Raw genomic sequence first — 13,734 nt, 5'->3', positions numbered from 1 at the left:
GTCAATGTATGATTATCAAAGCAACGCTTCACAGGTGCATGGCATCATTCAAAAGCAAACACAAAAAATTATGATGCTTGAAAAAAGGCTTAACGAGCTTCAGCAGGAAATGCAAATGATCAAAGATAAACCGACAACGACGATTGAACGGATTGATTATCAATTTGATCAACTGAAAATCGAGCGGCTTGAAGGCACACTGAACATCGGCCTCAATCCATCTGATCCAAACAGTGTTCAAAACTTTGAAGTGGGCCAAACAACAACCCCGGGCATTGGAATGATGCAGCAAGAAATGGCTGATCAATTTTTCAATCAAACACGCCAGCTTGTCGACGCATTCTTAAACGAAGAAGCGCCAGAACTTCTTGAAGAGCTAGAGCAGCGATATGAAGGGTCTCTTGATGAGAGCAACAAACACCACATCATTGAGGACATTCGCAAGCAAATTGACAGCAGAATCAAATACTATGCAGGACAGCTCCCGCACCGGGAAGATATGACCCCGCTGCAGCGTTCAGAGCAAATTGCTGAATATGTAAAGCATGATGTCAAACGGGCGATTGAGCACTTCTTAGCCCATATTCCAAATGAAACGAAAGGAGAGGAAAACGGATGAATTTCACAGTCGTCAACCGCAACATCGAGACCGGAAGCATTAAAGTAGTTGGGGTTTCGTCCTCTTCCCTATTTATCATCGGGGACACAGATCATGTACAATTATCTTCCATTTTTGATACACCGCCAGAATCTCTTATCATTGGCCCGTTTGTTCCTCTGGCACCTCGATAATGATAAAGCGCACATCTCAAGTGAAGTTCACGAAGGTGAATTCTGTCGGGATTTCAAGTGTTGTTCAAATCGGTGATACACAGGAGCTATGCCCGAAGGTCAAGGTGTTAGCTGTTCAACGAACCATTAGTTTGTTTTATGGCAATGAAGCAGAAAACTTAGATGCGAAAGAATTTGAAGTGTATTATGAGCCTATTCCATTGATGCTGCCGGAACGATTCGTCAGAACAGCTTTTTACCATGAAAAGCCTGTGATTAAAGTGTCTTCCGTCATTGTCGAAGGGGTTTCGTCCTCTTCTATTTATCAAATTGGCTCTACGTGTGGAGTGAATGGCGTTGCAAGAGTGAAGCATATTCGAGAGTTATTTAGCAACGACGAAAGTCCGCCAAACTCACAAATGGACCTACCTACGCATATGATGGTGATATGACTTCGAATAAAGGATGTCGATTATGCCAGCAATTGTCGGACCCATTTACATTAACTCTATTTCTGGAGGCGTCGTAAACGTCGGTGACTCATTCTACCTGTCGCCTAAAAGTTCGTCAAAATCTGCTTTAGGCTCTGGAGCGGGAAATACCGGAGATTTCTTGATATTAAATAATGGCATTAGCGCCACCAACTATGTGGATCCTGACTTAAATGATCAGAATATGGTAGGCAATGCATAAAGCAGCTCCTCTACAGTCATTTCATTTAGAGGAGCGCTTTTTATGCTTATTTTTTTCTGCGTTGTCTCGATTTTTTTGTTTTAACCAGCTTGCTTGCCGGCTGTTTTCGAATCCATTTGATGTACGAAGCAAGCTTTTCATCCTGCCTTAGTGCATCAAGTGTGTTCAAGCGTGCGGCAAGCTCCTGGTTTGTAAAGAGTGCATGCACTTGTTTATGGCAGGGGATACACAGGAAGGCAGTCGGTAAAAAAGCCCCACCTTCTTCTCTTGGTGTTAAGTGGTGTTCTGTGAGCATGACATTTTGTCTTCCGCACAGCTCACATAATCCAATGGTTTGCTTTGCCACCCTGTCATCACCTCAACATTTACATTAATTCCATTGAGACCGTTGTCCCTTTCCCGCTTGGATCTGCTGGATGGACAATCAGTTTTTTCGGCAGTCTCATTTTCAATTCTTCCACGTGGCTAATCACACCAACTGCTAAATTGTGAGACTGCAGTTTCTCTAATGCGGTAATGACCGTATCAAGCAAGTCTTGATCGAGCGTACCGAATCCTTCATCAAGGAAAAAGAATTGCAGCGGGAATTCACCTCTCAGCTGAATTTGTGCAGAAAGAGCAAGGGCAAGCGCCAGCGATGTCAGGAAGGTTTCCCCGCCGGACAAGCTGGACACAGGACGCCTGACACCACCATTTGCATCATCACGCATAACAAAGCCGCCTTCTGAGTCGACCTCAATCGCATATCTTTGTCTCGTCAACATACCCAAGCGGGCGGATGCATCACGACTGACACTTTCCAGCTGTTCTTCTGCTAAAAATTCAACAAACGTATTCCCTTTAAAAACGGTTTGCAGTTTATCGAGGCGATCAATTTCTTGCTGCAGTGCTTCCAAGCGTTCGTGAATACTTGCAAAGCGGCAATGATTTTCTTCAATCACACGCAGGTGTTCATGTGCGGACCCACTCATTGCTGTCGCTTCTTCCAATGCTTTTTCAGCTGCATCTTTTCTGTGCTGAATGTCAGTCCACTGCTTTTCATCCAGCGACTCTTCTTTCAGTAATTCAGAAATTCGCTTTAAGTTTGCTGCACATTCCTTTCTTTTATCCTCAAATTCCTCCATTTCCTGTTTGACCGATTGACGTACTGCCTGTTCCATTGAAGCAGACTCAATTTCCTGCGGCATATGAAAAGGAGAGGATTCTGTTTCTTTTTCCCATGCTGCTTCTGCTTCTTGTTTTCGCCGGTTCGCCTCTTGAAGCTGACGCTCACTGCTTGAAAAATGGCTTTGCGCCTCACTAAACAACTGCTGCGCGTGCTGCAATTGCTTGTACGATTGCTGTTCTTTTTCATTAAGAAGAGCAAGAGAATGCTCAACCTCAATAAGTTCATCAGAAATAGAGGCAGCTTTTAATGGATATCGGCCTAAATCTGTTTCATATTGATGGATAAGCTGATGCTGACTTTCTAGCTGATGCGCTAGTTTATCAAGTTCTTTCTCGACATTGTATATCGCTGTCTGCAGCTGCTCTTTTGCTAGCTGTTTTTCTTCCAAAAACGAAATGCTTTTCTCAATACGTTCTTTATAGCCTTCCGCTTGTTGGTCCTTTTCTTCGATTTGCTTTTGCAGCTCTTGTACTTGATTCAATGTAAAATGAGGGAAGGCCTGTTCAAATTGAGTCGTTTGCTCTGAAAGCTCAGATTGAAGCTCTTTGATCAGCACCTCTAATTCTTCGATGCGCTGCTGTTCAAAAGTCATTTGCTCTTTCATCTTGCTCATCTCTGCTGCTTGATTATGCGTTTCATCCATTAAACGAGCTCGTTTACGTTCAACTTCTTGAATATCCTGCTTTATGCCTTTCCATTCTTGCATCAAATCCTGCAAAGACTGCGGATTTTGTACGGTTTCTACTGCTGCAGCTACTTCCGCTCCCGGGGCTTTCTGAGATAAGAAAGCAAATTGTTTCACTAATTGATTGGCATTCGTTTCGAGGAGCTGCTTTGCGGCATACATGTCTCTCGCATACTCCTCTGCCTGCTTGAGCTCTTTGTCCATCCGTTGAATGACTTCATCGACTTGTGCCACGGTTTCTTCATGGTCATTGGATTCCAAAGCCTTTGAATCATGATGAATTGATCCACAAACCGGACATGGCTCACCATCTACTAGCTCTGCCGCTAATTCTTTTCTTAATTCAGCCGCCCTTACAACATCACGCTGTTTTAATTTTTCGAGCTTCTGATGTTGTTCTTTTTTACTCCATTCTGTTAGAGCTCGTTCGAATTCACATACATAAAAATAGAGGTGTTCAATTGCTTGAAACGATTGGTCTATTTTTTCATGATGGTCGTTTTGCTGTTTTTGAAGCTTTTCATATGCTTCTGAAGTCTGTGAGGCTCGCTTTTTGAGCTCCTCCAGCTTTTGCTTTTCTTTTTGAATGCTGCGGTTTATTCTTTCAACATTTTCACTTAAACGTAAAGCATCCTGTACACTTTTCCGTTCTTTTACTGAAACTTGTAACTGCTCCAGCTCATGCTTCAGCTGTGTTTGTTTCGTCAGTGCACGCTCTAATAGAGATTGAAGATTGTCCGCTTCTTTTTTCTTTTGTATGAATTGCTGCGTTTTTTCATTTTTTTGCTGTTCTATTCCTGTCTTTTCCTGAAGAGCTGTCTCTTTTTTTCTTTCAATTTCCTTTAGATGAATCAGCTGCTCTTTCTTTTGGAGAAGTTCTGGCTCAGTCTCTATTTTCTTTTGCCGGGCTTGCTCATACTCCTGCGTCATTTGATCATAGATCGTTCGTTGATGCAGCAGCTGCTTTTCTGCTTCCTGCTTCTCCTTTGATGCTTGAGAAAGCTGTTTTTCAGCCTTTGTTAATGCATCCGCATAGGGCTTTAGCGCCTCTGCCTGCTCTGCGATATTGAGCTTGGCCTTTTTCTCTTCCATTGATGGTGCCAGTAGATTCAGTTTGTTTTGTTCAGTCTCATAAGCTTCTTGTTCCTTTTGATACTGCCAGATCGCTTGCGCCTTTGTAAAAGCAGTGAACGCTTCGTCCCGCGCTTGTTTTTTCTCATGAAAAATGGCTTTTGCCTGCTCTGCTGCTTCCTTTGCTTTTGCCAGCGCCTCTGGGCCAGCTTCCCCTAAACCATTCAGTTCAGCCAGCAGTTCATTTTTTTGCCCATATTGATTCTGAGCTTTTGCACGCAAACGCTTGACGAGCTGGTCCCCATACTTTTCCAAGTTAAACAACCGCTGAAGCATTTGACGTCTGTCTGCCCCTTTTAGGGAGAGAAATTCTGCAAATTTCCCTTGAGGTAAGACAACCGCTCGCGTAAAATCATCAATGGTTAATCCGAGTAATTCTTCTACTTTACGATTGACCTCACTCGCTTTATCTGCGAGAACGGTCTGCGTATCACCGATTTCAATCAGGCGGCATAATGTCGTTCTGACTTTCATTTCATCCGCTCGTTTGAAAGCACGTTCCACTTTATAAGAAATATGGTGTTCCTTTTGCAAAGCAAATGTAAAGGAAACCGACAGCTTTTCTTCCGCTTGGTTCAAAATACCATGTGTATTATTTAACGCACGTTCCACTTTGCCATAGAGTGCCAGGGTCATGGCGTCTAATATGGACGACTTTCCACTTCCTGTCGGTCCAAATATGCCAAACACACCTGCATCACATAATGAGCTAAAGTCAATTGTTTGTTCTTCTCTGAAGCTATGAAGTCCTTTAATGGTCAGCGTAATCGGCTTCAAGTCGCTTCCTCCTCTTGCATTTCATTGGCTAGCTCTAAAAACAGTTTGACTGTTTTTTCATCGGGTAAACCGCCACCTGTCTGGCGCTCATAAAATTTCACGAACCGCTCTTCGATCGAGAGCTTTTCCACTTGCTTTTGCTCTTCTATTTGCTGTAGTTCTTTGAACTTTGGTCGAATGTGTACAAACCCACTATGCTGCTTACGGAGCTGATGAATCTCTTCAATAGAGAGCTGGTCTGTTAAATGAATCTCTAAATCAATCCACGCCTGAAGATCACGTTTTTCATCCAGCCACTCGTGCACTTGACTCAGTCCCTCAGTCGCCTTCCATTTCACAAGTGGTTTTCCGCTTGATAAAAACACTTCTTTCCAGCTTGCCTTTTCATTAGGTTTTGCCTCTACAATTGTGACTGATTTGGCATAGCCTGATTCAGAAAAGCTATAAGCAAGAGGTGATCCAGAATACCGGGCAATCGTTTTGGCACGTTTGATCGTTTGCGGGCGGTGCAAATGACCAAGTGCAACATAGCAAGCTGCTTCTGGCAGGCTTTCAGCCGCAACGGTATATGCGCCGCCTACTTCAATCGGTCTTTCTGAATCTGTTTGACTTCCTCCTGCCACATAAATGTGGCTTGTTGCAATATTAACTGTATCCGGCTGGAATTGAGTACTTAAATGTTGAAACGCTTGTTGAATTTTTAAATTGTAATGATCACGAAGCACTTTCTCTTCAAATGTTTCAGCCAGCACCTCATTTAGTCTCGCCTCAGACGGATAAGCGAGTGCTGCAATGGATAAATGTTCACTCGAAGAAGGAACATCGACACGGATGATGTCATTTGTCGGATATCCAATTAAATGAATCCCCTGATCATTTGTTAAAGGAGATGCGGCTGATAAGCGATCCGGATTATCGTGGTTGCCTGAGATGACCACTACCTGCCGTTTTCCTTTATCAGATAAGGCAGATAGACTTTCATAAAAAAGCTGCTCTGCTCTAGCAGGCGGATTCACTGTATCAAAGGCATCACCGGCCATCACAATGACATCAATGTGTTCGTCTTTCACGATTTGATACAGTTCATCTAAAAACTGTGCTTGCTCATCAAGCCGGCTTCGACCTTCAAGGGTTTTCCCTAAATGCCAATCCGCTGTATGCAGAATCCTCATGTGATTCACCTCTCATTCCGATACATTTATAAAGAGATTTCTAAATTCCCATCGAAGAAATAGAGAATTTTCTCCTCTAATGTTCTGTTTGTCAAACGCTCTACTGCTTTTGCATATAACGCTATTTGGGTTTCATAGCGCTTTTTCAAGATAGGTTCAGCAGCGTCAAGTCCGCCTGTATATCTGCCTTGCACTCTATCCGTTTTATAATCTAGTAAATATAGCTTTCCATCTGTTTCAAATAAACAGTCAATCATTCCTTGAATCAGAACAGGCTCTCCCTCAGTATCAATATGACTGTATACCTCTTTAACAGGTAACACCATACTAAATGATACTTCTCGTTTTACCCAGTCCGCTTTCAGCAGTTTTTGGCCAATTGAAGTAGAGAAGAAAGCAGCAATTCCTTCTTGATCAATTGACCGGACTTGCTCATCTGTTAGCAAGTCTCGCTGCTGTAAGGATTCGAGCAGGTGCCTTATACGTGATTCATCATAGGGCTCCTCAGAAGGAAGCGTGATATGCTGCATGACTGTATGCATTGCGGTGCCTTGTTCTGCGGCAGTGAGTGTTTTTTTCTTCATGAAAGCCGGCCGGTCATACAATGTTGCACGAGCTTTTCGAATAGAAGAAGGAACACTGTACTCATCCTGTATTTCTTTCATCCTTTTTATCTCGGAAACAGACTGCTTTGTGCCGACTTGCGAGGCCGCTAGATATGGATATTTCCATGAAAGTCTCTCTGCCACCTTCTCATCAGCATCACCATATCCTTCAACAGGCAGACCATCCATCAATGCTTGTACTACCTCGTCTTGCTGCTTCTTTTCAAGTGACATATCTTCCTTTAGAAGATCAGAAGCTTGAGTAAATGAGATGGTGAATGTGGACGGATGCGAAAGAACAACATCGCCTGTTTCTTCTAAAATAGATGACATCGCTTGATGACGGATGAGAGCAGGACCAATAAAATCTAAGTATGTTTTCGATTGATAACGTTCAAAATCAGGGAGCAGCCACTCTTCTCCAGTCGCGGCATTTTGCCATTTGCTTAATGCTTTCACCTGATTTTTGACAGAGCCGACCAGAAATAATTTTTCCTTAGCCCTTGTGAGCGCCACATATAGGACCCTCAGCTCTTCAGATAATAACTCTTTTCTCATCTTTTTTTTCATCGCCACAAGCGGTAATGTCGCATAACTAATTCTCAGCTCAGGATGGATATACTTGCTTCCAAAGCCTAGCTCTTTATCAAGTAAGTAGGACTGGTTTAAGTCCATCATATTAAAGTTCCTGCCGAGTCCTGCAGTAAAGACGACTGGAAATTCTAATCCTTTACTGCTGTGGATCGTCATCATGCGCACAACGTCCTCTGTTTCACTGAACGTTTTTGCCGCACCAAGATCATCTCCACGCTCCTGCATTCTTTCAATAAAACGAAGGAATCGAAATAGCCCTCTAAAGGCAGCTTTTTCATATTGCTTGGCTCGATCATAAAGGGCACGAAGATTCGCCTGCCGCTGCTTACCTCCAGGCATCCCGCCAACATAATCAAGATACTGCGTATCTCGGTAGACTTCCCAAATTAATTCTGCCACCGAATGATTGATGGAGAAATCACGCCACTTATGCAGCAATTGGAAAAATCGCTCTAATTTTTTGCATGTAGGGTGATCTGAATGCGTCACACTCATGAATGCCTTTACAGCATCATAATAAGTGCCTTTTTTATCACTCGTTCGAATAAGTGCCATTTCATTTTCATCTAAATGAACAATAGGTGATCTTAAAACAGCTGCAAGCGGAATATCCTGATACGGATTATCGATGACTTTTAACAAAGAAAGAATGACAGACACCTCTGTTGCTTCAAAATAACCAGAGGAAAGATTCGCATATACAGGGATTCCCTGCTTCTTTAATTCTTCCATCATTTGCGGAGCCCACGGCATAGACCGAAGCAAAATGACAATGTCACGATACTGCAAGTTACGGGTCATTTGCTGTTTTGCATCGTACACTTGAAATGGCTGCTCCACCAATTCTCTTATTTTTTTAGCAATGATTCTCGCTTCAAATTGGACGGTCTCAAGTTCTTCTCGCTCTTCGTCGCTTTCCGCTTCCTGCTGATCTAAGTGGACAAGGAGCATTTCTGTCGTTGTATCTTTGCTTTCTGGATAACTCGCTCCAAGCTTTAATTCAGCTTGTTCATCATATTCAATTTCTCCAACTGTTTCCCCCATCAGTTGCTTGAACAAAAAGTTCGTACTATCTAAAACATCTGAACGGCTTCGGAAGTTTTTATTTAAATCAATTCTCTTCCCTGTTTCTTTGCCGTCTGGTTGAAAGTGTTTATATTTGTTTAAAAAGAGCATGGGCTCAGCCAGTCTAAAACGATAAATGGACTGCTTTACATCACCAACCATAAACAGATTGCCCTCTGCAGAATGTTCCCCTTTAGACACAAGCTTTAAAATCGTTTCTTGTACGAGGTTTGTATCCTGGTATTCATCAACGAGCACTTCTTCAAACTGCTGTTGATAGTACTTAGCAGCTTCTGTTTCGATCAAATGTCCTTCTGCATCCTGCTCCGCTAAAATGCGTAAGCAATAGTGCTCTAAATCCGAAAAGTCGACGATTGACTTTTCCTGCTTCGCTCTTTCGAAACGCTCACCAAATTGGATCACAAGCTCTACAAGCGTCTCCACAACTGGCTTCATTTCAGCTAAGCTTTTTAAATGCTGGGCAGGACTGCGCATAAAGTATTCATCTTTTAGCTTTTCTAGTTGTTTTTTTGCTTGATTACGTGCATCTGTGGCCTTTTCTAACAAAACAGGGTCATATTCATCCCCTTTGCACGTTTTGAGCCTATTAAAATTGACGTTCGGCAAAAGCTCGTAAAGCTCCTCAAAATCATCTTGATGACAGATTAATTCATCGACTTGCTCTAAATCATCTATAAAATTCTCTGCTCTCGGTGCTGGGCCGCCCGGCTCTTTTGATAGCGAAAGAGCTCGTTCAAGCAGCTCCTGGCAGCTCCGGAGAACGAGAGAAAGATCTTCTTTGATATATGGATAAAACGGTAATTCTTCTACTTTTGTTTGTGCATTTACATCATAAAGTGAAAGGAATGCCCTCATCCATTGCTCAGGTAAAGGATGAGACCTAGAAAACTCATAAATTCTCTTCACAAGCCATTGCAAATCTAAGTCATGGCGGTCAGAAGTGTAACGATCAACCAGTTCAAAGAATGATGGCTTTCCAGCCTTATATTCATCCTCGAACAGTTCATCTAACACTTCATCTCCTAATAATTCTCCTTCTGTTTGATCGGCCAAACGAAAGCCTGGATCAAGATCAATTTCATAGTAAAAGGTGCGCAAAACCTGCAAGCAAAAGGAGTGCAAGGTAGAAATATTGGCACGATTCATGAGGGACAGCTGCCTTCTCATATGAAGGGACCCAGGGTTTTTGGCTAATTCTTTTTCAAGTGCTTCTGTAATCCGATGCTTCATCTCTGCCGCAGATGCATTTGTGAAAGTCACAACGAGCAGACGGTCCACATCAACTGGATGTTCAGGCCGGGTCATTTTTCGAATCAGCCGTTCAACCAAAACAGCTGTTTTTCCTGACCCTGCCGCCGCCGCAACCAAGATATCTTGTCCTTCTGAAACGATGGCTTCCCATTGGTCATCCGTCCACGTACTGTTATTCGGTTTTGGTATTTGCATACTGATCCCCTTCTTTTTTGATCCGGTCTATCACAACATCATCTTTCTCAGAGGTGAGCACCCTAAAATCATTATCCTCTATTGATTCATCGAATTGGCAAATAGACTTGAATGAACAAAAGCGGCAAGGTGTTTGATCCTTCAATTTATATGGATTAATTGCGACCTCTCCATTTGTAATTCTTTCGCCTGCTTCTTCAAATGTGCGCCGAACGTGTTGTGTGAGTATATGGAAATGATCTTCACTTAAAACTGCAGAGTCAGAACGGAAAGACCCATCCTTTTTCAAGCCGGCTTGAATGACTTGTGATCTACCTGAATCAAGCGTTTGATCCATGAGCTTTACTGCTTCTACATCTTCAAGCAATAAACCCTTCATTTTAAATTTCTTGAATATTTCCTGCTCAATGTCATCCTCTGCAAGCGGAATAGGTGCTTGAATGAGCGGATCATGGATATGGAAATATAAAATGCCAGCAGGCGTCGCTTCAACCCCGAGCCACTCTTTCGAATACGTAATGGTCAGGTCTAAGTAAGTGAGCATTTGCAAGGCAAGCCCATAGTATACTTCTGCTAAGTCAAGACCTTTCTCACTGGATTTGTAGTCGACTATTCTCAAGAGCAGCCCTTTTGAACCTTCTGCTTTATCTACCCGGTCAATTCTTCCGACAAGCTCCATCGTGCAGCCATTCTTTAATTGAAAAGTAAACGGCGGCAATGGCCCTTGCCCCCCAAATCCTAACTCTAGCCCTACTGGAGAAAATCCACTCACTTTGGCATGTTCACTTAATATAGAAGAGACTCGAATCAAGATTTTCTGGAGCTTTTCTTTAATATAAGCATGCCGATTAGAGCTTAATAGAATTTCCTTTTGAAGACGCGGAGCAAGCTGTTCAATCGCATGTTTTGAATAAGTGACACAATCTTCCTTCGTTAGGTTTTTCCAATCCTTTTTTTGTTCAACAAGCGTATCTGAAATATGTTTTAAAGCCGAGTGAAACAACTGGCCGATATCAGGTGCTTCCAATTTGTAAAATTGTCGATCCTTTAGTTTTAACCCATGGGAAGCAAAATGAGAAAATGCACACGCATTGAATTTCTCCATTCTTGAAACACTGCCCTGAATATGATCACCATAAAGCTCTTTTGTGACATTAGGCTTTAATGGCTTCGCTCGATTTGTAAAAAACAAACTTGACATGATGTTTTTTGATACATCTCGATTAGGAGATGTCATTAAGTAGTTATAGACACTCCACCATACACCACTAATGGGATATTGATTGAGCCATTGCTGCAGCTGTGAGACGGTATACGATAACGAAACATGCTCATTCGCTACAAATTTTAATTGCTCCTCGTCATCCAGTTGTTCTGGATCTAACACATAAAGAGCCTGCTGATGATTTGGCATAAGCTCTTGGCAATACTTGATGAGTGTCGAAGGCAAAAGAGAACGTCCTTCTGCATCAGCAGCCGAATAGGATAGATACAAATGACGTGATGGACTCGATAACGCTTGGTAAATTAAAAATTGCTCATCTAGCAGCCGTTCCTTTCCTGTCTCTGCCAGCTCTGCTCCTGCTCGTTTTAACCATTCACGGTCATCCTCAGACAATACACTCTCATCAGAGGGGCGTGCGGGAATAACGCCATCATTTACACCAACGATAAACGTACACTTCACTTGATACATTCTCGATAAATCCATACTTCCAATAAATACTTGGTCGAGTGAAGGCGGAATCAAAGCGAATTTTAGAGAAGCTAATCCTGTATCCATCATTTGTTGGAATAAAGGAAATGAGAGCTCTTCTTCACCTAGCATTTCAACAAATTCATCCATTAATTGAATAACCGCATCCCATACTTGTCCGTGCTGCATTGCTTCAGCTAATCTACCTGCTTCTTCAGCCTCAAGCCTCTCTTTTTCAAGCTTCTCTGGTACTTGTATCTCTTCTAAAAAGACATAGACAGCCTCTACCATGTCTCTTACCTTTTGCGCTTTTTTGAGCCTTTTCTGCAACTGGTAAAGCGGGGGCACGATCCATTCTTTGACGTCATTTAGCATTTGTTCCATTTCAATTTCTTGATCTGTTTGTCCAAAATCCTCATCTAATGATTGGAAGCGCCTGTAATGAAACCGGGAACCGTTTGTCCAGCGTTCTCCTTTTACACCATAAGCAATACAATAGTTTTCGAGCTGATCTGCCTGCTCTCTCGCTTTGTTCTTAGCGAGTTCAAGCGGAAATAAGAACTCTGTTTTCACGCAGCGAAATACCGCTTCATACCGCCAGTTTCCCTTTATGACATCCAAGCTCGAACGAATCAATTCAATGAGCGGATGATACTGCATCGATTCATTTCCATCAATAAAAAAAGGAATATCGTAATCTCGAAAAACCTCTTTTAACGTATCTTTATAGTCGTCTACATGCCGTGCAACAATTGAGATATCTCTCAATCTAAGTCCTTTTTCTCTCACTAAATCAAGTATATCTCTCGCTACACCCTCAATTTCAGCTCGTTTATTTGCACTTTTAGACACTGTGAGATGAGGGGTGTTTTCCTGATATGGCTGCACTGGTCTCTGCTCATATTGGTGTTCTAAATAAGCAAGATCTGGTGTATAAATGTGCCGGTTATTTCTTTCCAAAAGGTTTTCAGAAATGTCAGCTCCGCACTCTCTAGCAAGCTGATAGAGCTGGAAATACGTTTTCCCTGTCATACGAAATAAATCAAGTTCATTTGGCTGCCTATCATGATAGGAGCGATCCACTGTGAAAGCAGCAGTTATTTTTGCTGCATGCAGCAGGAGCTGTTCAATGACAAGAAGCTGCTGCGGTGTAAATTGATAAAAACCATCTATATAAATGTGTGCTCCTTTTATTTCTTCAGATGAAGGAATTTGCTGCGTGAGAAGTGTCAAATAGTCTTCTGAGTGCACATATTCATCTTGTAAATGCTGCTCCATCTGCTGATAAAGAACATGCAGATCATGCAATTTTTCGGCTGCCCGTCTTTCTTCTGTATACTCTGAATACATGCTCGACATTGAAATTTTTTCAATATCCTCCGGCAACATACAATACCTTTTGAATTCAGCCATCGTCTTTTCAATTTGCTCCACAAATCCCGGCTTATCACTCGCTTTTTTGAATACTTTAAACTTTTCTTTCTGCTCTTCAATCACTTTTCTTAAAAGCATTTGAATTCCTGTGCTTGTCACAAATTGCCGGTTCGCTCCGCCAGTCTGCTGTAAAATAGACCAAGCAAGACGTGTGAAACTAAATACTTTGGCCCTGATCATTCCGCCAGCTTCAGACGTTTTTGCAAGCTCATATTCCATTAAAAATGTCATTTGATCCGGGACTAAAAAAATGATTGGCGGACCCAACGGATCAAGCCGAAGCTGTTCTTTGATTTCCTCTAAGATTGCAGTCGTTTTTCCACTCCCCGATCTGCCTGCTAAAAACTGAATCTCCACGTTCCACAACACCTTTCTTATGTACTCATATTCTAGCGAAAATAAAGGGAAATAGCTATTTTCCTATCACGTTCCCGTTCTCCTATCTGATTGAAATAACATAGGCACCTTTCCTCACT

At 42.3% G+C, this 13,734-nt stretch carries 9 protein-coding genes; 4 read left to right on the top strand and 5 right to left on the bottom strand.

Features of this window, described 5'->3' with window-relative positions; all coding sequences use genetic code 11:
• Positions 1–4: 4 nt before the first annotated feature.
• From MHH26_RS03165 to MHH26_RS03150, 4 genes are read left to right on the top strand one after another with little or no spacing between them, the layout of a single operon-like run.
• On the top strand, positions 5–619 hold the full coding sequence (locus tag MHH26_RS03165) for a spore germination protein GerPC (protein WP_095284995.1): 615 nt from the start codon (positions 5–7) through the stop codon (positions 617–619).
• Complete coding sequence (locus MHH26_RS03160) at positions 616–792, top strand: germination protein GerPD (RefSeq protein WP_003210893.1); 177 nt, start codon at positions 616–618, stop codon at positions 790–792. Before MHH26_RS03165 ends, MHH26_RS03160 begins: the two co-directional genes overlap by 4 nt.
• Entirely contained in the window at positions 792–1,223 is a 432-nt protein-coding gene (locus MHH26_RS03155) for a spore germination protein GerPE (protein ID WP_106041519.1), read from the top strand. The genes MHH26_RS03160 and MHH26_RS03155 overlap by 1 nt, the downstream gene beginning before the upstream one ends.
• A 22-nt stretch (positions 1,224–1,245) precedes the next feature.
• Complete coding sequence (locus MHH26_RS03150) at positions 1,246–1,464, top strand: spore germination protein (RefSeq protein ID WP_003211468.1); 219 nt, start codon at positions 1,246–1,248, stop codon at positions 1,462–1,464.
• 46 nt (positions 1,465–1,510) lie between these two features.
• Here MHH26_RS03150 and MHH26_RS03145 read toward each other — a convergent pair whose 3' ends face one another.
• From MHH26_RS03145 to addB, 5 genes are read right to left on the bottom strand one after another with little or no spacing between them, the layout of a single operon-like run.
• The gene (locus tag MHH26_RS03145; RefSeq protein WP_334748553.1) at positions 1,511–1,810 is read right to left on the bottom strand and encodes an HNH endonuclease; all 300 of its coding nucleotides are present in this window, start codon (positions 1,808–1,810) and stop codon (positions 1,511–1,513) included.
• A 19-nt stretch (positions 1,811–1,829) separates the two neighbouring features.
• Entirely contained in the window at positions 1,830–5,225 is a 3,396-nt protein-coding gene (sbcC, locus tag MHH26_RS03140; protein ID WP_340972298.1) for an exonuclease subunit SbcC, read from the bottom strand.
• On the bottom strand, positions 5,222–6,397 hold the full coding sequence (gene sbcD, locus MHH26_RS03135; RefSeq protein ID WP_340972296.1) for an exonuclease subunit SbcD: 1,176 nt from the start codon (positions 6,395–6,397) through the stop codon (positions 5,222–5,224). The genes sbcC and sbcD overlap by 4 nt, the downstream gene beginning before the upstream one ends.
• 26 nt (positions 6,398–6,423) lie before the next feature.
• Entirely contained in the window at positions 6,424–10,128 is a 3,705-nt protein-coding gene (gene addA, locus MHH26_RS03130; RefSeq protein WP_340972293.1) for a helicase-exonuclease AddAB subunit AddA, read from the bottom strand.
• Positions 10,106–13,615: a helicase-exonuclease AddAB subunit AddB gene (gene addB, locus MHH26_RS03125; protein WP_334748548.1), complete on the bottom strand. Its 3,510-nt coding sequence runs from the start codon at positions 13,613–13,615 to the stop codon at positions 10,106–10,108. Before addB ends, addA begins: the two co-directional genes overlap by 23 nt.
• Positions 13,616–13,734: the final 119 nt, after the last annotated feature.

It is taken from the genome of Bacillus sp. FSL K6-2839, assembly GCF_038003365.1.
In the GTDB taxonomy this organism is placed as follows: Bacteria; Bacillota; Bacilli; order Bacillales; family Bacillaceae; genus Bacillus.
Note: the sequence above shows the minus strand (reverse complement) of the source record. Positions and strands in the feature narration are given on the sequence as shown.

Excerpts from the sequence above, each read along its gene's own strand:
- MHH26_RS03155 (WP_106041519.1), top strand. The coding sequence starts at position 792 with ATGATAAAGCGCACATCTCAAGTGAAGTTCACGAAGGTGAATTCTGTC.
- MHH26_RS03165 (WP_095284995.1), top strand. The coding sequence starts at position 5 with ATGTATGATTATCAAAGCAACGCTTCACAGGTGCATGGCATCATTCAA.
- MHH26_RS03150 (WP_003211468.1), top strand. The coding sequence starts at position 1,246 with ATGCCAGCAATTGTCGGACCCATTTACATTAACTCTATTTCTGGAGGC.
- MHH26_RS03160 (WP_003210893.1), top strand. The coding sequence starts at position 616 with ATGAATTTCACAGTCGTCAACCGCAACATCGAGACCGGAAGCATTAAA.
- sbcD (WP_340972296.1), bottom strand. The coding sequence starts at position 6,397 with ATGAGGATTCTGCATACAGCGGATTGGCATTTAGGGAAAACCCTTGAA.
- addA (WP_340972293.1), bottom strand. The coding sequence starts at position 10,128 with ATGCAAATACCAAAACCGAATAACAGTACGTGGACGGATGACCAATGG.